The organism is Pseudoalteromonas sp. SANK 73390, assembly GCF_054966645.1.
Genome location: NZ_ARPN01000108.1, coordinates 13,497 through 34,660, shown reverse-complemented (window position 1 = coordinate 34,660; position 21,164 = coordinate 13,497). Strand labels below are relative to the sequence as shown.

The following is a 21,164-nucleotide window of genomic DNA, read 5'->3' as shown; positions in this document are numbered from 1 at the left end:
AGGCTAATGTCAACGCCTTCTGTGCCTCAGATCAGTCTTGAGCAGGCAAAACAGCTTGTTGCTTATCTAGAGCAAGGTGAACAAGAAAAAGCAGATCAATTAATTCTGGATGCTGCCAATAAAGAGCAATCTGAGTTATTTGCAGAGGTGGGTAAATTAACCCGCCAGCTGCATGAGTCACTAAAGAGCTTTGAACTCGACACGCGTCTTGCTGATTTGACGACTGATGCCCTTCCTGATGCAAAGCAACGTTTAAACTACGTTATGGAACTGACGGAAAACGCTGCTAATAAAACGATGGACGCTGTTGAAGCAAGCTTGCCGCTTGCACAACAGTTAGCAGATGATTTGTCTGATATAAAACCGACTTGGGATCGCCTAATGAGGCGTGACATACAACTTGGTGAGTTCAAGTCACTATGCCATGATTTAGACAATTTCATGCAAGGGTCACAAACGCGGACTGATGAACTGCAAAGTTTGATGACTAATGTGCTAATGGCTCAAGATTATCAAGATTTAACAGGACAAGTTATACGCAGAGTTATAGAGCTGGTAAGAGAAGTTGAAGATAGTCTCATAAATCTGTTAACCGTTTTTGGCACCTCTGATGAACTACCGAGTAAAAGTCAGCAAACTCAAAGCAAGGCCGTTTTACCAAATGAGATTGACGCTGACGTAAACGAGATTTCAGGGCCGGAAGGGCCCATTATTGATGCAGATACTCGAGATGATGTGGTATCAGGTCAAGATGAAGTTGATGATTTGCTATCAAGTTTAGGCTTCTAATAGGAGAGTATGCATGAGCTTTGAAGTCGATGAAGATATCCTACAAGACTTTCTCGTCGAAGCTGGAGAGATCCTTGAATTGTTGTCTGAGCAGCTTGTAGAGTTAGAAAATAACCCTGAAGACAAAGACCTTTTAAATGCGATTTTTAGAGGGTTTCATACAGTTAAAGGTGGCGCTGGCTTTTTAAGCATGACCGAGTTGGTTGATGCATGTCATGGTGCAGAAAATGTGTTTGATGTGTTGCGTCAAGGGCAGAGGAAAGTGACTTCAGAGCTAATGGACGTTATTCTCCAATCGCTTGACACCATCAATGAAATGTTCGCACATATACAAAACCGTGAAAAACCTGAGCCTGCAGACCCAGCTCTTCTTGAGACTCTTCACCAACTTAGTAAACCTCAATCTGAGGACGAAGTAATTGCTGTCGAATCACCTGCAGAGGATTCGACACATCACCCTGAAGAAGCAATCAGTGCAGACGATATTTTGTTTGATATGGATGCACAAAGCCCGGAAGCTGCGTCAGGCGAAGATGATAGTATTGATGAAATCACTGAAGATGAGTTTGAAAGCTTACTTGATGAACTGCACGGCAGTGGTAATGGGCCTGCAGTTGTAGAAGAGGATAAAGCGCCAAACGTTAGTGGTACGCAAAGTGGGGGGGATATCACGGATGATGAGTTCGATAATTTACTTGATGAATTACATGGGGTAGGGAGTTTTGGCTCAATTAGTAAAGATGAAAACTCAACGCCTACAACACCAGTACAAAAGCCAGCGGCTGGTCAACCATCAAATAGTATGGACGATGATGAAATTAATGATGATGAGTTTGAAGCATTATTAGATGAATTGCACGGAAAGGGAAGTGCACCTAGTTCAATTGAAGCAAGTGCACCTGCACCAGTTGAACAGCCTAAAGCAGTGCCAAAGCCAGTAGCAGCGCCAAAGCCAGCGACACCAGCGAAGCCACCTACTCCAGCACCAGCTACAAAAGCGCCTGCCCCTGAAACAAAAGCCCCTGTTGCTGCTAAGAAGCCACCAGCTCCTCAAGCAGAGACAACAGTTCGGGTAGATACCAAACGTCTAGACCAAATTATGAATATGGTTGGCGAGTTGGTTTTGGTTCGAAATAGACTAGTGAGCTTGGCTAACAACACTAATAGTGAAGCTATGGGTAAGGCAATCTCTAATCTTGATGTGGTTACTGCAGACTTGCAAGGTGCAGTTATGAAAACCCGCATGCAGCCGATTAAGAAAGTATTTGGTCGTTTCCCACGTGTAGTAAGAGATTTAGCTCGTAGCTTGAAAAAAGATATCAACCTTGTCTTAGAAGGTGAAGAAACCGATTTAGATAAGAACTTAGTTGAGGCTTTAGCTGATCCTTTAGTTCACTTGGTAAGAAACTCCGTAGATCACGGTATTGAAATGCCAGATGTACGAGAAGCCGCAAATAAAGTTCGCACTGGTACTGTGACTTTGGCGGCCTCACAAGAAGGTGACCATATCTTACTTACCATTCGTGATGATGGTGCTGGTATGGATCCTGAGAAGCTTAAAAAAATAGCAATCAATAAAGGCGTTATTGACTCTGATCAAGCGAGTCGATTATCAGATACTGAAGCATACAACTTAATATTCGCACCAGGCTTCTCTACTAAAGAGGAAATTTCTGATATTTCAGGGCGTGGCGTGGGTATGGATGTGGTGAAAACAAAAATCACCCAGCTCAATGGTTCTATCAACATCCAGTCAGAACTTGGTGTTGGTACTGTATTAGAAATAAAAGTTCCACTAACACTGGCTATTTTACCTACACTAATGGTAGTGGTTGGTCAACAAACATTTGCTTTGCCTTTAGCGGGGGTGAGCGAAATTTTCCACTTAGATTTAACCAAAACCAATATTGTTGATGGACAACTCACGATTATTGTTCGTGAAAAAGCCATTCCTCTGTTCTACTTAGAGCACTGGTTGGTTAAAGGAGCAGATAGAAGTACTCGCAAAGCAGAAGGCCATGTAGTTATCGTTCAAATCGGTACTAAGCAGGTAGGCTTTGTGGTTGATTCCTTAATTGGTCAAGAAGAAGTGGTTATCAAACCTCTTGATGCGCTATTGCAAGGGACTCCTGGCATGGCCGGTGCAACTATAACATCAGATGGTGGTATTGCACTTATCTTGGATGTGCCAAACATGCTTAAGCATTATGCAGGCAAATAGCAGCCTCTGATTTTAGCCAGTTAGACACAGTGGTGCCTTGGGCACCACTTTTTCGATCTAAATTTTAAATGAGCGTGCCAATGGCAGTTAAAGTTTTAGTAGTTGATGATTCAAGTTTTTTTAGACGTCGAGTTAGTGAAATACTTGAACTAGATAGTGATATTAAGGTGATAGACTTTGCAGTGAACGGCAAAGAAGCCGTTGAGAAGGCTGCTCAATTAAAGCCTGACGTTATCACGATGGACGTAGAAATGCCGGTATTGGATGGCATTAGTGCTGTGAAACAAATAATGGCTTCAAATCCTACGCCAATCTTAATGTTTTCGTCTCTAACCAGAGAAGGGGCCGGCGCTACTTTAGATGCCCTTGATGCTGGTGCATTAGATTTCTTACCTAAAAAGTTTGAAGATATTGCGCGCAATAGCGATGATGCCATTAAGTCTTTGCAAACTAAGGTAAAAGAAATTGGTCGCCGAAGACTACCTCGGTTTGCAGCAAGTACTGCAGCTCGACAATCTCCTAGGCCAACGACTGCTCGCTCAAATTCTAGTATTAGCCAGCCTGATAGGACCTTTCAGCGCGCAGGCAATGCAAATATATCAAGTGGTACTGCTAAGGCATCGGGAAAGAAATACCAACTGGTTGCTATTGGCACCTCCACAGGTGGTCCTGTGGCACTACAAACTATTTTAACGCAGCTGCCTGCAAACTTCCCTTACCCAATTTTGTTAATACAGCATATGCCAGCGGCGTTTACTCCTGCTTTTGCAACTAGATTGAATAGCCTGTGTAAAATAAGAGTTAAAGAAGCTCAACAAGGGGATAGGCTTGAACCTGGGGTTGCGTATTTGGCACCAGGTGGTCAGCAAATGATGGTTGAGTCTCGTGGTTCACTTAAGGTATTTGAAGATGATAGCCCTCGAATTACTTATAAGCCAAGTGTTGATATTACGTTTGCAAGTGCAGCCAAAGCATATCAAGGTGATGTTTTAGCCGTTGTCCTGACTGGGATGGGGGCTGATGGTAGAGATGGTGCGCGTATGCTTAAGCAAGCAGGTGCTACTATTTGGGCACAGGACGAAAAAACCTGTGTTGTCTACGGAATGCCACAAGCTATCGCAAACGCAGGGCTAGCGAGTGAACACGTTGCACTACCAGATGTAGCAAATCGAATTAGCAAAGAAGTAGGGTGTTAACGGATAACACTGTGCAGTAGATGTACGATAATAATAACAATAAACTTGTATCGTAATTTGGGAGAATGTATTCGCTCGTGAAAATTTGGACAGTAGCAAACCAAAAAGGGGGAGTAGGGAAAACAACTACTACAGTGAGCTTGGGAGGAATATTAGCTCTGCAAGGGAAGCGAGTACTGTTAATTGATACTGACCCTCACGCATCTTTGACTTATTATTTCGGTATAGATTCTGAAGAGCTTGAAGTTAGTGTTTATGATATTTTTGCTCGAGGCAATGCAATGCAAAGTGAAGAGATCTTGCAAGCATTGTGCCCTTCGACGATAGATAATTTGGACATATTGCCTGCAACTATGGCAATTGCAACATTAGATAGAAGCATGGGCAATCGGGCTGGGATGGGGCTGGTATTAAAAAAAGCGCTGGAAAAGATTAGCGAGCATTACGACTATGCAATATTAGATTGTCCCCCTGTACTAGGTGTTTTGATGGTCAACGCACTGGCTGCCAGTGAACGAATATTGATACCCGTACAAACCGAATTTTTGGCACTTAAGGGGCTGGATAGGATGATGCGGACAATGGAATTAATGCAAAGTTCGCAATCTAAGAAATATCAATATACCATAGTACCTACTATGTATGATAAGCGCACGAAGGCTTCGTTAGAGGCATACAAGAATTTATTATCCAATTATAAAGAATATGTTTGGCCCGGTGTTATTCCTGTGGATACTAAGTTCCGAGATGCGAGCCTAGCGCAAAAAGTTCCAATTGAGTATTGTCCAAAATCTCGAGGGGTGTTTGCTTATCGTGCTTTATTGGATTATTTGTTGCAGGTCAATTAGAGGTATAGATGAGTAAACAGTTGTTTGCTAATGAAAAAGTAATGAAACAATATTTGGGTGCGCTACTGAATGAAGAAGAGCCTGGAGATAGTTCGTTGCTACCTGTTGCTAAGTTACTTGAACAAGTTCCAGATGTATCCGAGCAACCACAGGATGTTATAAAAGAAACACCGATAAAAAAACAAGTTGTAGAAGCTAAGTTAAAGCCGATTGTTACGCAGGAAATCCCTGAAGAACAAACAAAAAATCTTGAGATAACAGAAAATAATACTATTATCAAAGAATCGGCTGAAGTATCAAATCAATTAGTTAGCGCAAAGGAAGCTTACGGTGAAAATGAGTTCCAAGCGTTGTTTTTTGAAGTGGCGGGGCTCACTCTTGCGGTACCTTTAAAATCATTGGGTGGAATTCACCAATTAGGTGAAGTTAATCAACTCTTTGGTAAGCCAAAATGGTTTAAAGGGGTAATGTTAAATCGCGATGAAAAATTAAATGTAGTTGATACAGCACGATGGGTTATGCCTGAAAAATTTTCCCCAGAATTGGAAGAGGGACTTGATTACCAATATTTAATCACTTTAGGTGATAGCCCCTGGGGTTTATTAGCGGAAAACTTGGTTAATAACATTACTTTACGACCAGATGATGTAAAATGGCGTACGGGAGATGGTAAGAGACCATGGCTAGCAGGCGTCATAAAAGAAAAAATGTGCGCTTTGATTGATGTAGAAAATTTAAACCGCTTGCTTGAGCAAGGCCTCGATAGTCGAGAGCAGTAAATAAGATCTTTTTGGAGTTGAACCATGAGCCAAGATAGACTACTTTCCGCAGACAAGAATGCCGATAGTAATGATGAAGTTCTTCAATGGGTGACGTATAAGCTCGAGGATGAAACATACGGTATAAATGTAATGCAGGTGCAAGAAGTATTGCGTTATACTGAAATAGCACCGGTTCCCGGCGCACCAGCATACGTTTTGGGTATAATAAACTTACGCGGTAACGTAGTGACAGTGATAGATACGCGAGCGCGTTTTGGTTTAGTTAGCTCTGAAGTAACTGACAATTCTCGTATTGTGATCATTGAAGCTGAGAAACAAGTCATCGGTATATTAGTCGACAGCGTTGCAGAGGTTGTTTACTTACGTAGTTCTGAAATAGACAGTGCTCCAAATATAGGCACAGAAGAAAGTGCTAAGTTTATCCAGGGTGTATCTAATCGTGAAGGCGAATTATTGATCCTTGTCGATTTGAATAAACTACTCAATGATGATGAGTGGGATGAATTGAGTCATATATAAGTTGTGGAAGTAGTAAACAATAATATTATCTTACTGGTATTGGTTGCCTCAAGTCTATTGGTTGTTGTATGTTTGGGGCTGATTTTTATGTTAAGTAAACGCCTAGGCTACAGTCAGCAGGAAGTCTTTGCCCTCACTCATAAGATTAAAGATACCAATGATCAAACGGCAATTTTACGAAGTGAAATTGCAGAGGTTCGTAGCAGCTTGATGAGTATTGGAAAGCGACTCGTTGCTTGTGAAAGTTATGCTAAAGAATTGGCACAACAACAAGCTGTGCAAAAGTACGATGATCCCGATGCAAAAATTTACTCGCGTGCGGTCAAAATGATTGAGCTGGGAGCTGACTTGCAAGAGATAATGCGTGAATGTGAACTACCTCGTGCAGAGGCAGAGTTATTAATGTCTTTACATCAAAAATCGTAATTACGCTTTTATGTCTAATTTGTTACTGAACCCTTGCCAGCCAGGTGGAAATTTCCCACGCAAAACATACGAAAAAGCAATGAGTTCTGCGATTACATAGTAGAGCTCTTTTGGGATCTCTTCATGTAAATCTAGTTGACTTAGCGTGTTTGCCAACTCAGCATCTTCATGTATCATAATGCCCTTTTCATTTGCCAGAGCAACTATTTCATCTGCAAGTTCACCAAAGCCTTTACACGCAATGTGAGGTGAGCTGCCAGCCTCATATAACAATCCGATCGCTGTTTTTTGTTTCATGATCTCACTTCCTATACCTTGATGTTAACAATCGCATGGTGTTCATAAAATGTATGTAATTGTTGGGCATCTTCGTTAAGTATAATCTCATTGACTTGAAGGCCATGAGCACAGAGTTTTCTTCGTAAAGCATCAAGATGAGGCTCTGCCATGTCACATACCTGTTTGCTGTTACCGATTATTTCACATTCAAGCGCTTTGTCCATAAGTTCAGCATGCGCACTAAGCTTACCCATGTTTGCATAATCAAAGTTTAAACGCACAAACCATACTGTTTTTTCAGGCATTTTTGCTTTTGCAGGCTTTTTATATTGACCAATTTGTAGTTCAGTTTGTCTGCATTCAGCTGGTACTTTCATTGGCATAAGGAGGTTAAGTAATAGCTGGGTTTCACTTTCTATCTTTTGAGTAGTTGGTGGCGTAAGTTGTACACTGGATGAAAAACTATTTTGTAGCTGTGATAACTCAGCTAATAAGTTGCTATTCAATTGCTGAAGGTGTGGCACCAGCTGTTTGGCAGACACATTTTTTGAATTTGGTAATAAGGTCTCAAGTAAAGTGTTAAGGCGCTGAGTTTGGTCATTATCCTCAGGCATTGATTGTGCTGACAATGCTTTTGGTGAGGCCAGTAAAGTAACTAGAAGTTTATCCAGTGCCTGCGTAAAGCTGTTGGCCATTACCAAAGGTGCAGATTGTGTGTTGGTATTTACTAACCCAGGGACCATGCTATTTAACTCGCTAGCTACAAGGCTAGCAGAGATATTATTTGCATCAATCATACGGCTAAATGCTTGGTGTACAAGTTTTGACATATCAACCGACTGGGGATGCTTATATTGACTGAGTTGTGATATTTTTTCACTGATTACTTGGCTGTTTATGGGTTTTAGGGCTGATGTGTCGGATTGGTTGATAAGTTTAAGCAGTGGCTCAAATAACATTCTTTCAATTGGAAGACTTGCTTTGTACAAACTGTTGAGTTGTGTAGGATATGGTAACGGTCGGTTTATGTTATCACGAGCGCTCACATCATTATCAGTAGGCAAGTGCGTATTGTTTGTTTGTAATGGTGTTTTTAGTTGATTTGTATTTAAGCTTGATAACATAGGTTGAGTGAGCGGAGTTTGTGATTGTGCGGCCACATTTTTACCCAATAATTTGCTATTTTCATCTTTTGGCGTCGTATTACGATGAATAATCGGGGCTAATACATTTTTTAGCTGCGCTACTAATTTTACAATAGGTGGCAGTGTTTGCGTTTGCATCGGAGGTTGGCGAACCATCAGTGGCAGTGCATCTTGTTTGACTATTGTCTGGTTGGTGCTTGGCTGAGATACATGTAATGCGCTTTGTGCTTTATTTACCTGTTTAAATGGTTTTGTTAACCATTGGCCAATTGCCTGTTCTACTGCTTGTTTAATATCTTGAAGGGTAATGTTAAACATTGGCTTCGCGTAATTTAAGGTATGTACGTTTGCTACGGTGTCAGTATTTTTCACTGGGGGGATGTGGGCCACTTGATTTAACTTGCCTTTTACTGATTGCTTTAAATCAATGCTGCGTTGCTCACTTGATGTTTTTATTTCTACACCCTGTATATTGGTTTGTAACTTGGCATGTTGCCATTTTTAGCGGACCTATCTGTGGTGCACTGCTGAGGTTACTAATCGATAAACTCAGGGGCTGTTGTTGTGCAGAAAACTTAACTTGCAGGGCATGTTTTTCAACTAATATCAACGGTCTTTTGCCGAGCAAGGCCAGTTGCTCAGCAACTTTTTGTTTACTCAATACACTACTAAATAGTTGATCCGCAAAACCGTTGAGCAGCTTAAGCTGAACTTTATTTTCATTTGCTTGTAGTTGTGCAACTAACTTATGCTCACCATGGAGGATCTTTGCAAGAGAGGGGTCTAGTGCCAATTTAATTCCCAGTTGTTCCAGTATAAGCTGTGGGTTTGACCCTGTGTGCACACGAGCATTGGTGATTAAGCTTGATTCTGCCATTCCTCCTTTAAGTAACGTAAGGAGTGATAGAAGATCATTCGCAGCCTTAATATTAATAACTTGGTCAACACTCTTTATAGTCAGTGTTTGACCATTATTATTTAACGTTATATGTGCTTCGTTCAAACGAAGTGGCTGTTGGTTTGCGTCTTTGGTGGCCAAGCGAATGGTTTGCCAGCGGCCATTTATTTCAACATCCATTTGTAATGAATCGGGTTTGATTTGCACATTATGCGCAACAAACTGACTAGATTTTTTGCTGAGGTCAATATTTGTACGGCCTTCGTTTAAAGCTGCGTTTGCATCAGGTGTTGTCGAATATTGAATAGAAATCGGTGGCTTATTCATTATTTTAAATCAAATTTCCGTTAATCGGTCGCAAGGCGTTATTCGTATTACCATACCATTATGGTAGACTAACGCCCAATTTTGGGTAATGAGAATAACCAATTTGCTAGAGATTAAATCTGTTACTTGTACTAAACAAGAGCGCTGTCTGTTTGAGTCGCTAAGCTTCTTTTTGGGAGCTGGGGAGATTCTGCAAATTGAAGGCCCAAATGGTGCCGGTAAAACGTCACTGTTACGAATTATTGCAGGCTTTGCACGACCAGACGAGGGTGAAATATTTTTTGATTCAAAGCCAATTAGCCAATACTACGATGAGTTTGCCGCTCAGCTATTGTTTATTGGTCATAAGAGCGGTGTAAATGGTCAACTAAGTGCATATGAAAATGTATGCCATTGGTTGCAAATACATGGTTATAAAGTAGATAAACAAGCTTATGAGTTGTTATCTGAGCTTGGCTTAGTTGGATTAGAGGACGCTCCTGTGCGGACACTTTCAGCGGGGCAACAGCGACGTGTTGCGTTGGTAAGGTTATGGTTGAATGATGCAAAGCTTTGGGTGTTAGATGAACCATTCACAGCACTTGATAAAAAGGGTGTAATACTTTTACAAGGGCAATTTGCTAAGCACCTCGCAAAAGGTGGGTCTATTTTATTGACTACGCACCAAGACTTAACGACACATTTTGACGCGCTTAAAACACTTGTTTTGGAGTATCAGTTCTGATGATGCATCACTCCTACTGGCAGCTATTTATTAGTGTTTATAAAAAAGATGTGACGTTGGCTTTTAGACAACGCTCAGAGATTGTTAATCCACTGCTGTTTTTTTTGATTGTGATTACTTTATTTCCTTTGGCTATAGGTCCAGAACCCACACTTTTGACTCGAATGGCGCCTGGTATTATTTGGGTAGCAGCATTACTTTCTACCATGTTAGGGTTAGATAAGCTGTTTAGAGACGACTTTAATGATGGTTCTTTAGAGCAGTTAATAGCCTCTCCTTATCCGTTACCGCTGTCTGTATTGGCTAAAGTCTTAGCGCATTGGACAACAACAGGCTTACCTATGGTGATCATGGCCCCCGTGTTTGCTCTATTAATGAACTTAGAAGCTCAAGCCCTTGGCGCGACAGTACTGACGCTTTTAATTGGCACACCATTGCTGAGTTTTATCGGTGCAATTGGCGCGGGGCTTACTGTAGGTTTACAAAAGGGAGGAATACTGATGAGCTTGCTGGTCTTGCCTCTTTACATCCCTGTACTAATTTTTGCGACGTCCGCCATTGATACCAGTAGTATGTCTTTAGCGTATGGTGGGCAACTAGCAATCCTCGGTGCCATGTTGGCTATTGCCTGCGTATGTGCACCGATAGCAATATCGTCAGCATTAAAAGTGAGTGTAAATTAACATGTGGAAATGGTTACATCCCTATGCAAAAGCAGAGCGTGCGTATCAGTTGTGTAACACGCTACTGCCGTATTTTGCAGTTATCACCTTAGTATGTTTAGTTATTGGTTGGGTTTGGGGGCTTGCCTATGCGCCTGCAGATTATCAACAAAAAGATAGCTATCGCATTATTTTTATTCACGTGCCATCGGCTATCTTGTCAATGGGAGCGTACTCATCAATGGCGATAGCGGCCATTATAGCTCTAGTATGGCAAATTCGTAATGCTGAACTGGCCGTGATTTCTATAGCACCTGTCGGCGCTGCTATGACTGCTATTGCACTCTTAACCGGTGCCGCATGGGGTAAGCCAATGTGGGGCGCATGGTGGGTGTGGGATGCTCGTTTGACGTCTGAACTCATTCTCTTGTTTTTATATTTTGGTGTCTTGTCTTTATATCACGCTTTTGAAGACAAAAAGTCAGCGGGGCGTGCCGCATGTATCCTCGCAGTTGTTGGTGTGATTAATCTTCCGATTATTCATTTTTCTGTAGAATGGTGGAATACATTACACCAAGGTTCAACTATCACTAAATTTGATACATCAGCAATAGACCCTTCAATGCTTTGGCCATTACTTATTAATATAGTGGCGTTTGCAGGGTTTGTTGGGTTGGTTACATTGATCAGATTGAAAAATGAGATCATACAACATGAAAAGCACCGCCCGTGGGTGCGTGAACTAGTTGGTCGAGGTGAGTGATGCAATTTGAATCATTTAGTGAGTTTTTAGCCATGGGCGGCTATGGCTTTTATGTTTGGCTATCTTTTGGTAGCTGCAGTGCAATTTTGTTGGCAATTTTTATTAGTTCGTTGCGAGATGGTTATAAACTGCGTGATGAAGTTCGTGCCCAGATGCGCCGAGAAGAGCGCATTAAACAAGCAAAGCAACAGGAGCAAGTATGAATCCAAGAAGAAAGAAACGTCTACTTACCGTCGTTGCTATAGTTTTTGGTGTTGGGTCGGCGATTGGTTTGATGTTGTATGCTTTGCAAGAAAACATCAATCTATTTTATACCCCAAGTGAACTAATCAATGGTAAAGGTGAAAGTCACGAGAAGCCATTTATCGGTCAAAAGCTAAGAATTGGTGGCATGGTTGTTCCGGGTACTGTTGAGCGAGATGAAGATAGCTTGGATGTGAGCTTTAAACTAGTAGATACAGGCCCTACAGTGACTATCCGTTACCATGGGATTTTGCCTGATCTATTTAGAGAGGGTCAGGGTATTGTCGCTCAAGGGACATTAGTTGAACCCAATGTTATTGAGGCATTTGAGGTGCTGGCTAAACATGATGAAGAATATATGCCCCCAGAAGTCGCTGAAGCACTTAAGGGTATTAAGCATGAGAAGCCAAAGTACAACTTAGGAAACGAGAACTAATATGATCCCTGAAATTGGTTATTTTTCACTTGTTCTAGCAATGGCGCTGAGTTTATTGTTATGTATTTTTCCACTATGGGGTGCACACACAGGTAATTTGCGCTTAATGCGGGCTGCACCGTCATTAGCGGTCGGCCAGTGTGTGTTTGTGTTGTTCTCTTTTGCGATTTTAATTTATGTCACCTTAACTGATGATTTTACTGTCGCTTATGTAGCGCATCATTCAAGTAGTACCTTACCTTGGTATTATAAAATCACGTCGACATGGGGTGGGCACGAAGGTGCTATTTTACTGTGGCTCGTAATGCAAACATCATGGACTGCTGTTGTCGCTTTGATGTCTAATTCTATCCCTTGGGTATTGCGTGCAAGAGTGTTAGGTGTTTTAGGGTTTCTAGGCGTAGGGTTTATGTTATATACGCTTTGGATGTCTAGCCCATTTGAGCGTTTATTGCCTTATTATCCAGTGGAAGGTCGAGATTTAAATCCACTATTGCAAGACCCAGGTATGATCATACACCCGCCTCTGCTGTATATGGGTTATGTTGGACTTTCTGTCTCTTTTTCTTTTGCTATTGCGGCATTACTGACAGGTAAATTAGATAATACGTGGGCTAAATGGTCTCGACCTTGGACTATTGTTGCTTGGGCTTTTTTGACACTAGGCATCACCATTGGTAGCTGGTGGGCGTATGCTGAACTTGGCTGGGGCGGCTGGTGGTTTTGGGATCCGGTTGAAAATGCATCTTTGATGCCATGGCTTGTGGCAACAGCACTGCTACATTCTCTTGCGGTAACTGAGAAACGTGGCGTATTCAAGTCTTGGACCGTGTTATTGGCTATCACGGCTTTTAGCTTATGTTTGCTGGGCACCTTTATCGTTCGATCGGGCATTATAGTATCTGTACATGCCTTTGCGACTGACCCTGACAGAGGGTTATATATACTGTTGTTTCTTGGCGTGGTGGTTGGCGGCAGTTTAGCGTTATATGCAGCGCGTGTATCGCAGGTTAAAAGTGAAGGCCGATATCAACTCTTCTCACGCGAGGTGGCGCTTTGGGTCAATAATATATTTCTTGTTGTTGCTACTTTAGTGGTGTTTTTGGGCACCTTGCTTCCTATGATCCATAAAGAGTTAGGTTTAGGCTCAATTTCTATTGGAGTACCGTTTTTTAATCAAATGTTTGCCATTTTAATCGTCCCTTTTGCAATTTTAATGGGCTTGGCACCAATGCTTCGCTGGAAGCAAAATAAACTTTCATTGCTTGTTAAAAGGTGGTTGGTGGTATTTGTGGTAACAATAGTTATTACATCAGCATGGTTATTTGGTAATTATGAAGTGGTTAAACCACTGACTTTCTTAGCCACTGCGTTGGCGGTTTGGATTGTGCTAGCAACAGGGTTAGATATTGTGCAAAAAGTATCTGTACCCGACAGCCTAGTGGAAGGGTTTAAACGCCAAGGCTTGAGTTATTGGGCAATGGTGTTGGGTCATGTTGGTATTGCTTTTGTGATTGCTGGTGTCACATTAACTTCCGCTTATTCAGTTGAGCGTTCAGTGCGCATGCAACCGGGAGATACTGCATCGTTGAATGAATACGTTTATCGTTTTGAGGGTGTTAAAGAAATTGTTGGACCAAATTATAGTGGCCATGCAGGAGTTGTGACGGTTTTAAAAAATAACCAAGTCGTTACCGAATTATATGCAGAAAAACGATTATACACCATTGGTATGCAATTTATGACAGAAGCTGCGATTGACGACGGTTTCTTTCGGGACCTGTATTTGGCTCTCGGTGAACAGTTAAGCCAAGGAGCTTGGTCGTTGCGTATTTATCACAAGCCATACGTACGTTGGATGTGGTTAGGTGGGTTATTAATCGCTTTAGCTGGCTTTATTGTGGTAGCTGACAAGCGATATAGAAAAGGCACGATGCTAGATAGTAAGCAAGGAGCCAATGCATGAACCGTAAATTGCTTGGATTAATTCCGTTTCTTATTTTTACATTGCTATGCGTGTTTTTATATCAGGGGTTATTCGGTAACCCTCGAGAGCTGCAAACAGGGCGAATAGGGCACACAATGCCAAGTTTTACGTTACCTGATTTAATGGATAGTCAAAAACAGTGGCAAAATCAAGATTTGTTGGGCGAAGTTTACTTACTCAATGTCTGGGGTACATGGTGTCCAACATGTGTTGCAGAATTAAGTTATCTAACTGAGCTAAAAGAACTGGGTGTCAAAATTGTAGGTTTGTATTATGAACAAGCTTATGATCCCGATTTTGGTGACCGATTCGATATAAATAAACTACGCGGCGAAGTGCAGGCTATGTTAGCTAGAACTGGCAATCCTTATCAATTTAATATTCTCGATTTAGAGCGAACCCTAGCGTTAGACTTAGGTGTATCTGGTGCCCCCGAAACATTTTTAGTCGATAAGCAAGGAACGATTTTGCTCCATCATACGGGCGATATAAACCCACGTGTTTGGCGAGCTAAGTTTGCACCTAAAATTATGGAGTTAACGCAATGAAAGTTGTGATGGTATTACTTTTGTTATGGTGTAGCTCAGGCTTCGCAGCAGAAGACAAATATGAGTTTTCAAATCAAGAACGTGCCTCTACATTTAGGGAGTTAACACATGAGTTACGCTGCCCTAAATGTCAAAATCAAAATATTGCTGATTCAGATGCGATTGTGGCTAAAGACCTCAGAGATAAGGTTTTGAGCTTAGTTAATGACGGTAAGAGTAAGCAAGAAGTCATTGATTATATGATAGACAGATATGGATACTTTGTGCATTATCAGCCGCCAGTTACTCCCGCCACTATCATTCTTTGGGTGTTACCAATACTGATCGTTATTATTGGTTTTGGAGTTATTGTATTTAGGCATAAGAAGGCGTCAAGTAAGCAAGCTTGGAGCCCAGAAGATGAGCAACAGCTTACAAAATTAATTCAGCAATACCAGCGTAGGGAGCAATAATGATGACAGGTATTATGCAAATGTGGGGTATGTTTGCGTTACTCACATTATTGGCCATATTGTTTGTTGTTGTGCCATTTTTGCGTCGAGAGAAAGTACTAAAAGTTGACAACGAAGCGAATGCGCAGCGTATTGATATTTATCAACAGCGATTTAATGAGCTACAAGTAGAGCTTGATAATCAAAAAATTGATACACAGTTATATCAAGAGTCGATATTAGAACTAAAGCGCCGCTTGCTTAATGAATTGTCTCCTGAGAAGCAGCTAAATAGCCGAGGCAATAACCGTATATATGCGCTCACAGGCTTGTTATTTACACTTGCTGTAAGTGGAGTTTTTTATCAATTTATGGGTAGTCAGCAACAAATCGAAAATTGGTATGATGCAATAGAAAAACTACCGGAGTATGGTGAACGAGCAGTATTACAGCAAGGCGAAGCGTTGTCAGCAAACGAATTGCAGGCCTTCGCTTTGGGTTTGCGTACTAAACTTGCTAATAGTGGCGATGACGCAGTTGCATGGATGTTGCTTGGCCGTGTTGCTATGTCATTGAATGATTATGAAATGGCTAAACAGGCATTTGATAAAGCATTAAAAATGGACCCCAATAACCATAATATTTTAATTAACTATAGCCAAGTACTACTGGTTGAAGGCTCTGAAGCAGGCATGAATCGCGCTGCGCGTTTGCTTGCTAAGGTGCTTAAAAGTGAGCCGACAAATATCGACGCAATTTCTTTGCTCGCGTTAATTGCTTATGAAAAACAAGACTGGCTAGAGGCAAAAACCGCTTTTGAAGTGCTGCTTGCTAACATGCAAAAAAATGACCCTAGATATGCCATGATTGAGCAGCGTATTGTACAAATTGAAGATAAGATAACACCGGTACAGCAGGCTAAGTCTGTAAGTTTAACCGTTAAGGTGGTGCTAGATAGTACCTTACAAACTCAGTTGCCAGAGCAAGGCACTTTATTTGTTTTTGCTAAAGCGATAGATGGACCCGCTATGCCGCTTGCAGTAGCGAAGCTTACAAATTTTAACTTGCCTTTGACTGTCACCTTAGACGATAGTATGGCTATGATGCCAAGCTTAAAGCTTTCTAATTATCAGAATGTTGTTATAACTGCCCGTATATCAAAAGATAGTAGTGTGATGACACAAGAAGGTGAGCTGGAAGGGTTAAGTCAGATAATTTCATTAGCTGAGGACAGCAAAGAGGCTTTTGTAGAGATTAATCGGATTATATCAAGCACAGGAAAGTAAATGTTTAAGCCATTTTTAGCTGCCTTTGCAGCCGTTGTAATTTGTGGATGTAGTAGTATTCCTGTCGAAAAACAGGATGATCGAGATCCATTGCAAACACTCAATAGACCGATATATGATTTTAATATGGATGTGATAGATTCATATATTTTGCGTCCCGTTACCGTTGGATATGTTGCTATAACCCCACAACCAGTGCGAACTGGCTTAGTGAATTTTACGACAAATTTAACAACGCCTACCGATGCTATCAATGCGGCCTTGCAAGGTAAGCCCGAAAGTTTGGGAATAAACACGGCGCGCTTTTTGATTAACTCCACCGTTGGAGTGCTAGGTTTGTTTGATGTTGCCAGCAGTTTAGGTCTTAAGCATCATGATGAAGATTTTGGACAAACGTTAGGAGTTTGGGGGGTTGGGGATGGCGCTTATTTAATGCTTCCGGGCATGGGGCCATCAACATTAAGAAATTTAACCGGAGATGTGGTTGATAATGTCGTTTTACCTGAAATTGCTTTAACAACACCACAAACAATTGCTGTATTTGCATTCAAAGCAATTGAAACAAGAGCGCAGTTAATGGCGCAAGAAAAGTTGCTACATGAGTCTTTGGACCCTTATATATTTGTAAAAGATGTGTATTTCCAAAGGCAATTATATGAACTTTATGATGGTAATCCACCAATTAAAGAAGAGCCGGAAGACTTCGATGAGGATTTTTTAGAGAATCTATAATACCAATTGCATTAAATAAATGATCCGATGTTGCGATAGATGAATGCTTTAGTAACTAGGCAAAATTTCGATATATAGTGATTCAACATAAGGCATTTTTAACGCAAATAGTGAGGCGTTGAACTCGCTAAAATGATCGATTTTTTTAATAGATTGGTATGAAGGAGGATAGGCTGGCGACGGGCAGTGCCAGCCTATTATAGTTGGGAGAGTAGGCTCCCATAAATTAGTTATTAGTGGATTACACCATTTTGTTTCTGTTTGCGAACAAAGCCAAGATTATTGAGCTTTTCTACTAAAACGGATGGGTCATCTAATTTTTTCGCTGTAGATTCATTTCTTAAAAAATGGTCATCAGGCACATTGTGTAAGTCGAGCATTTTATTAAAAAGAATGCTTCGCATTGTCAGCGCTGTCATTCCGTTATCCTGAATTTCATCAAGACGCCCTTGCAGTTCAGAAAATGGCCCAGATTGTACATCATCAACAACCGCAGCGAAGTGATTTACCTGTTTATTTTTTAGCATAATAGCCTTCTCCCGGAAAACATCCAATTGTCATAGTTAACAGCGTCCATCATATTTTTTGTGTTAAAAATAGATACTTACACCTTTCAAGTTAAAAACAGTGTACTCTGTTTTTAGGGCAGATTACTAACTTGGATGTAAAGCTTTGTAAATCGAGTAATGAACGTTTTAAAGTGGCTTACACAAAATGGTTTGGACATCTAGAAGTAAGATATTGATGAGCAAATAAAAATAGTTATCAGTACCTTTTATGGTACTGATAACAAACTTTTACATTAAGAAAATAAATTCTGTTTTACATGTTCAGCGAAGCCACTTCCAGCTTCAAGATAGAAGTTATAGGTTGAATCGACACCCATTTCTTCAAGTTCTTTTTGTTGATCAGGATAATTTGCAATAGCGGTAACTTGGCCTTTAAAACCCGATGCTTTTAGTTGCTCCAGTGCGTATATATTCTGCATATGCTTGGGCATTGCGAGCATGACCATATCAACACGGGAGTGGTTTACACGCTGCCAAAAATCAGGGTCAGTTGCATCTGCTAACAATACTCTGCGGCCTCTTTGTACATGCCTATCAACTACTTCGGGCTTAATATCAACTCCAGCAATTGATCCAGGATGAGTGGCTTCAATTGTTTCATAAGCCCCAGTGCCGATACGGCCCATACCGAAAATAGCAATACGTGTATCGGTCAAGTTAACGGGCAGCTCTTCTTCTAGCCTTTTAGTGCTTTCAAACTTCAGTAAAAATGATTCGAGTTTTACATAAACACCGTTGGCGCGTTTATTCAGTGGTGAAGCTATCACAAAGGTAATCGATACAGCGATAGCAACGACGGCTAGCCAGTCTGCTGCAATGGCACCGCTACTGGCTGCAACAGCACAAACGATAAGACCAAACTCACTGTAATTTGATAGTGTAAATGCACTGAGTAATGAGGTCCGAGCTCGTAGTTTAAACAAGTTTGTCAGTATATAGTAAAAACAAACTTTTACTGGTAACACAAGGGTAAGTAAACAAGCGATAAGTAAGGCATCAAAACTCATATTGGCATTAAGGCCAATATTTAAAAAGAACCCTACGAGTAAGATATCTTTTAGATTCATTAATGACTTTGATAGCTCACCTGCTTTTTTGTGAGGGGCGAAGAGCATACCAATAATAAGCGCGCCTAGATCGCCTTTTAAGCCTGCGAATTCAAAAGCATGATAGCCAACGACCAATGCAAAGAAAAATCCAAACAGTGGCAATAGCTCACCATGTTTAGAGCGATTCAATACCCAAAACATAACTGGCCTAAAAAGAGGCAAGGATATGAGTAATACCAAAGCCCATACGTTGGGCGTTTTACCTGTGCTAATAGCTAAAAATACCACAGCAAAGATATCTTGCATAACGAGTATACCAATAGAAATTTTGCCATGCAGGCTTGCCATTTCACCTCGCTCTTCAAGTACCTTTACAGCGAATACGGTACTTGAAAAGCTAAATGCAAAGCCGACTAATAGGGCGCTGGACATCGATAAATCAGTAAATAGTGGTAAGCTTAATGAACCAAGTAACAGTAAAAGTGCTGCAAAAAAAGTACTACTCAAAACTATATGGAGGGTTGCAGGTGCCCAAACTTGTGCTTTTACAAGGTTGCCAATTTTAAGCTTTAGACCGATGCTAAACAACAGCAAAGTAACACCCAAATCAGCCAATTGATTTAATAGCTCTGTACTGCGATAGCCAAGTAGGTTAAGAATAAACCCAGCCATCAAAAAACCAATAAGAGGTGGTAGCTTTAATTGATATACTGAAAAGCCACAGGCAAATGCTGCAGCAAAAAACAAAAGTTCCATAGTATGTATATATTGATTTTATCTAGCTTAAGTGTATCAGAACTATCTGATTTATAAATTGAATTTTTCTTCCTTATCAAAAAAATAGGCCATGTTTTGCTTTAACTCAATAATAATACGGACGATAACGAAAATTTTCGCTGACAATCGGCGATAAATGTGGTTAAGATGCGATAAAGGAACATTCTCACAGGAGAAGTAATGTTTAAAAAAATCCTCGCATCTGTTGGTATAGGTGCGGCAAAAGTAGATACAGTTTTAGAAACCGAGCATTTATACCCCGGACAAAAATTTCAAGCCAAGATTATCATAGAAGGTGGGGATGTTAGCCAACAAGTGAGTGGCTTAGAAATGGCACTAATGACTCGTGTAAAAGTTGAAAATGATGATGGTCATTATTTTGTCAATCATGTAATTGAAACGTTTAAGATTGGCGAGCAATTTGACATTGCTTCAGGTCAAACTAAGGTGATACCCTTTGAGGCTAGGCTTCATTCTGAGACGCCAATCACTGAACTTAACGCGGGTTATAACCATTGTCATGTTTGGTTAGAAACGGGCCTAGATATTGATTTAGCACTAGATCCTACAGACAGAGACACCCTGCATATTTACCCTAATGATGCGATTAAAACGTGTATGTCAGCTATGGAGAAATTGGGTTTTGGTCTTGTTAAAGCTGATGTTGAAAAAGGGCAGCTTAGGGCGAGTAATTTCCATACGGTTTCAGGTTGTTATCAGGAATTGGAATATCGACCGCACAGTAAATCACTGTTTGGCATTCAAGAGGTGGAGTTATCATTTGTACCAGAAGCACACCGAACTCATGTGCTGATTGAATTAGATAGAGCATTTCGAAGTGACGGTTATGTGGATTTAACCATTGAACATGACCAAGTGAATTTATCACAGTTGTGCGACCAATTAGAGCGTTTATTTGCTTAAATTTACTTGTTATTTATAAGCCCAGCCAATGCTGGGCTTTTTTATCACTGAATTTTAATGAAGATCAACAGCTCCTAATTTGATTACGACATTGATCATTTATTTAATGCAATTGGTATAATAGGAGCTATTAAATGCAGTGGCAGACTAAACTTTTCTCTGAACTTGAAAGGGATATGTTGTTTAATTTAATGAAAGCGTGGGTGGATGTATTTGTTGTTGAGCAGCAATGTGCGTATCCAGAGTTAGATGAAATTGATAAGCATGAACAAACAAGACATGTATTTTTATCTCAACATTACGATGTTCAAGCTTATGCACGAGTGTACAGAAAATCGATGAGTGAATGTGCAATAGGGCGGGTACTAATTGTTAAAACCGAACGAGGGAAGGGGCTGGCAAAACTTTTAATGAAACAGGCATTGGATGTGTGTAACACCCACTTTTCACCGGCTGAAATAGTAATATCCGCGCAAACTTATTTATTGCCTTTTTATGAGTCTCTAGGTTTTAAAATTGAGGGAGTGGAATATTTAGAGGATGGTATACCTCATCATGACATGCGATATAAAAAAGCGCTTGAATAATCAAGCGCTCATCAGT

At 40.8% G+C, this 21,164-nt stretch carries 24 protein-coding genes; 19 read left to right on the top strand and 5 right to left on the bottom strand.

Annotation, left to right across the window (positions count from 1 at the left end; all coding sequences use genetic code 11):
• Positions 1 to 6: 6 nt before the first annotated feature.
• From SANK73390_RS13865 to SANK73390_RS13835, 7 genes are all read left to right on the top strand, one after another.
• Positions 7 to 789 carry a protein phosphatase CheZ gene (locus SANK73390_RS13865; RefSeq protein WP_462766618.1) on the top strand — a complete coding sequence of 261 codons (783 nt, stop codon included), beginning with the start codon at positions 7 to 9 and terminating at the stop codon, positions 787 to 789.
• Between the two features lie 13 nt (positions 790 to 802).
• Entirely contained in the window at positions 803 to 3,010 is a 2,208-nt protein-coding gene (locus SANK73390_RS13860; RefSeq protein WP_462766616.1) for a chemotaxis protein CheA, read from the top strand.
• A gap of 80 nt (positions 3,011 to 3,090) precedes the next feature.
• On the top strand, positions 3,091 to 4,206 hold the full coding sequence (locus SANK73390_RS13855; protein ID WP_462766615.1) for a protein-glutamate methylesterase/protein-glutamine glutaminase: 1,116 nt from the start codon (positions 3,091 to 3,093) through the stop codon (positions 4,204 to 4,206).
• Between the two features lie 77 nt (positions 4,207 to 4,283).
• Complete coding sequence (locus tag SANK73390_RS13850; RefSeq protein WP_261592219.1) at positions 4,284 to 5,054, top strand: ParA family protein; 771 nt, start codon at positions 4,284 to 4,286, stop codon at positions 5,052 to 5,054.
• An 8-nt stretch (positions 5,055 to 5,062) separates the two neighbouring features.
• Entirely contained in the window at positions 5,063 to 5,833 is a 771-nt protein-coding gene (locus SANK73390_RS13845) for a chemotaxis protein CheW (protein WP_462766613.1), read from the top strand.
• A 24-nt stretch (positions 5,834 to 5,857) separates the two neighbouring features.
• Positions 5,858 to 6,355, top strand: coding sequence for a chemotaxis protein CheW (locus SANK73390_RS13840; protein ID WP_261592221.1), 498 nt, complete (start codon positions 5,858 to 5,860; stop codon positions 6,353 to 6,355).
• 27 nt (positions 6,356 to 6,382) lie between these two features.
• Entirely contained in the window at positions 6,383 to 6,781 is a 399-nt protein-coding gene (locus tag SANK73390_RS13835) for a DUF2802 domain-containing protein (protein WP_462766672.1), read from the top strand.
• On the opposite strand, the gene SANK73390_RS13830 is transcribed toward SANK73390_RS13835, so the two are convergent.
• From SANK73390_RS13830 to SANK73390_RS13820, 3 genes are all read right to left on the bottom strand, one after another.
• Positions 6,782 to 7,078, bottom strand: coding sequence for an EscU/YscU/HrcU family type III secretion system export apparatus switch protein (locus SANK73390_RS13830; protein WP_462766612.1), 297 nt, complete (start codon positions 7,076 to 7,078; stop codon positions 6,782 to 6,784).
• Between the two features lie 11 nt (positions 7,079 to 7,089).
• Positions 7,090 to 8,523, bottom strand: a complete 1,434-nt coding sequence (locus tag SANK73390_RS13825) for a hypothetical protein (RefSeq protein WP_462766610.1) — start codon at positions 8,521 to 8,523, stop codon at positions 7,090 to 7,092.
• 121 nt (positions 8,524 to 8,644) lie between these two features.
• The gene (locus tag SANK73390_RS13820; RefSeq protein ID WP_462766609.1) at positions 8,645 to 9,430 is read right to left on the bottom strand and encodes a hypothetical protein; all 786 of its coding nucleotides are present in this window, start codon (positions 9,428 to 9,430) and stop codon (positions 8,645 to 8,647) included.
• A 103-nt stretch (positions 9,431 to 9,533) separates the two neighbouring features.
• On the opposite strand from SANK73390_RS13820, the gene ccmA reads away from it, so the two are divergent.
• The 10 genes from ccmA to SANK73390_RS13770 are packed head-to-tail and all read left to right on the top strand — an operon-like array spanning position 9,534 to position 17,242.
• Entirely contained in the window at positions 9,534 to 10,154 is a 621-nt protein-coding gene (gene ccmA, locus SANK73390_RS13815; RefSeq protein ID WP_462766607.1) for a cytochrome c biogenesis heme-transporting ATPase CcmA, read from the top strand.
• Positions 10,151 to 10,837 (top strand): heme exporter protein CcmB, encoded by a 687-nt coding sequence (ccmB, locus tag SANK73390_RS13810; protein WP_462766671.1) that lies wholly within the window; start codon positions 10,151 to 10,153, stop codon positions 10,835 to 10,837. The genes ccmA and ccmB overlap by 4 nt, the downstream gene beginning before the upstream one ends.
• A 1-nt stretch (position 10,838) precedes the next feature.
• Positions 10,839 to 11,579 (top strand): heme ABC transporter permease, encoded by a 741-nt coding sequence (locus SANK73390_RS13805; RefSeq protein ID WP_261592226.1) that lies wholly within the window; start codon positions 10,839 to 10,841, stop codon positions 11,577 to 11,579.
• A complete protein-coding gene (gene ccmD, locus SANK73390_RS13800; RefSeq protein WP_261592227.1) occupies positions 11,579 to 11,782 on the top strand; it encodes a heme exporter protein CcmD in 204 nt (67 codons plus the stop codon). Before SANK73390_RS13805 ends, ccmD begins: the two co-directional genes overlap by 1 nt.
• A complete protein-coding gene (gene ccmE / locus SANK73390_RS13795; protein ID WP_462766604.1) occupies positions 11,779 to 12,258 on the top strand; it encodes a cytochrome c maturation protein CcmE in 480 nt (159 codons plus the stop codon). Before ccmD ends, ccmE begins: the two co-directional genes overlap by 4 nt.
• A 1-nt stretch (position 12,259) precedes the next feature.
• Positions 12,260 to 14,224 (top strand): heme lyase CcmF/NrfE family subunit, encoded by a 1,965-nt coding sequence (locus tag SANK73390_RS13790; protein ID WP_462766603.1) that lies wholly within the window; start codon positions 12,260 to 12,262, stop codon positions 14,222 to 14,224.
• Complete coding sequence (locus SANK73390_RS13785) at positions 14,221 to 14,793, top strand: redoxin family protein (RefSeq protein WP_462766601.1); 573 nt, start codon at positions 14,221 to 14,223, stop codon at positions 14,791 to 14,793. The genes SANK73390_RS13790 and SANK73390_RS13785 overlap by 4 nt, the downstream gene beginning before the upstream one ends.
• Positions 14,790 to 15,245 carry a cytochrome c-type biogenesis protein gene (locus tag SANK73390_RS13780; RefSeq protein ID WP_462766599.1) on the top strand — a complete coding sequence of 152 codons (456 nt, stop codon included), beginning with the start codon at positions 14,790 to 14,792 and terminating at the stop codon, positions 15,243 to 15,245. Before SANK73390_RS13785 ends, SANK73390_RS13780 begins: the two co-directional genes overlap by 4 nt.
• A gap of 2 nt (positions 15,246 to 15,247) precedes the next feature.
• Positions 15,248 to 16,510 (top strand): c-type cytochrome biogenesis protein CcmI, encoded by a 1,263-nt coding sequence (gene ccmI, locus SANK73390_RS13775; protein WP_462766670.1) that lies wholly within the window; start codon positions 15,248 to 15,250, stop codon positions 16,508 to 16,510.
• Positions 16,511 to 17,242, top strand: a complete 732-nt coding sequence (locus tag SANK73390_RS13770; RefSeq protein WP_462766598.1) for an MlaA family lipoprotein — start codon at positions 16,511 to 16,513, stop codon at positions 17,240 to 17,242.
• A gap of 233 nt (positions 17,243 to 17,475) precedes the next feature.
• Here SANK73390_RS13770 and SANK73390_RS13765 read toward each other — a convergent pair whose 3' ends face one another.
• Both SANK73390_RS13765 and SANK73390_RS13760 read right to left on the bottom strand, forming a co-directional pair.
• Positions 17,476 to 17,769, bottom strand: a complete 294-nt coding sequence (locus SANK73390_RS13765; RefSeq protein ID WP_261592233.1) for a hypothetical protein — start codon at positions 17,767 to 17,769, stop codon at positions 17,476 to 17,478.
• A gap of 275 nt (positions 17,770 to 18,044) precedes the next feature.
• Positions 18,045 to 19,616, bottom strand: coding sequence for a cation:proton antiporter domain-containing protein (locus SANK73390_RS13760; protein WP_462766596.1), 1,572 nt, complete (start codon positions 19,614 to 19,616; stop codon positions 18,045 to 18,047).
• A gap of 201 nt (positions 19,617 to 19,817) precedes the next feature.
• On the opposite strand from SANK73390_RS13760, the gene SANK73390_RS13755 reads away from it, so the two are divergent.
• Both SANK73390_RS13755 and SANK73390_RS13750 read left to right on the top strand, forming a co-directional pair.
• The gene (locus SANK73390_RS13755) at positions 19,818 to 20,561 is read left to right on the top strand and encodes a sporulation protein (protein WP_462766595.1); all 744 of its coding nucleotides are present in this window, start codon (positions 19,818 to 19,820) and stop codon (positions 20,559 to 20,561) included.
• 134 nt (positions 20,562 to 20,695) lie between these two features.
• Positions 20,696 to 21,148 carry a GNAT family N-acetyltransferase gene (locus SANK73390_RS13750; RefSeq protein ID WP_462766593.1) on the top strand — a complete coding sequence of 151 codons (453 nt, stop codon included), beginning with the start codon at positions 20,696 to 20,698 and terminating at the stop codon, positions 21,146 to 21,148.
• Positions 21,149 to 21,164: the final 16 nt, after the last annotated feature.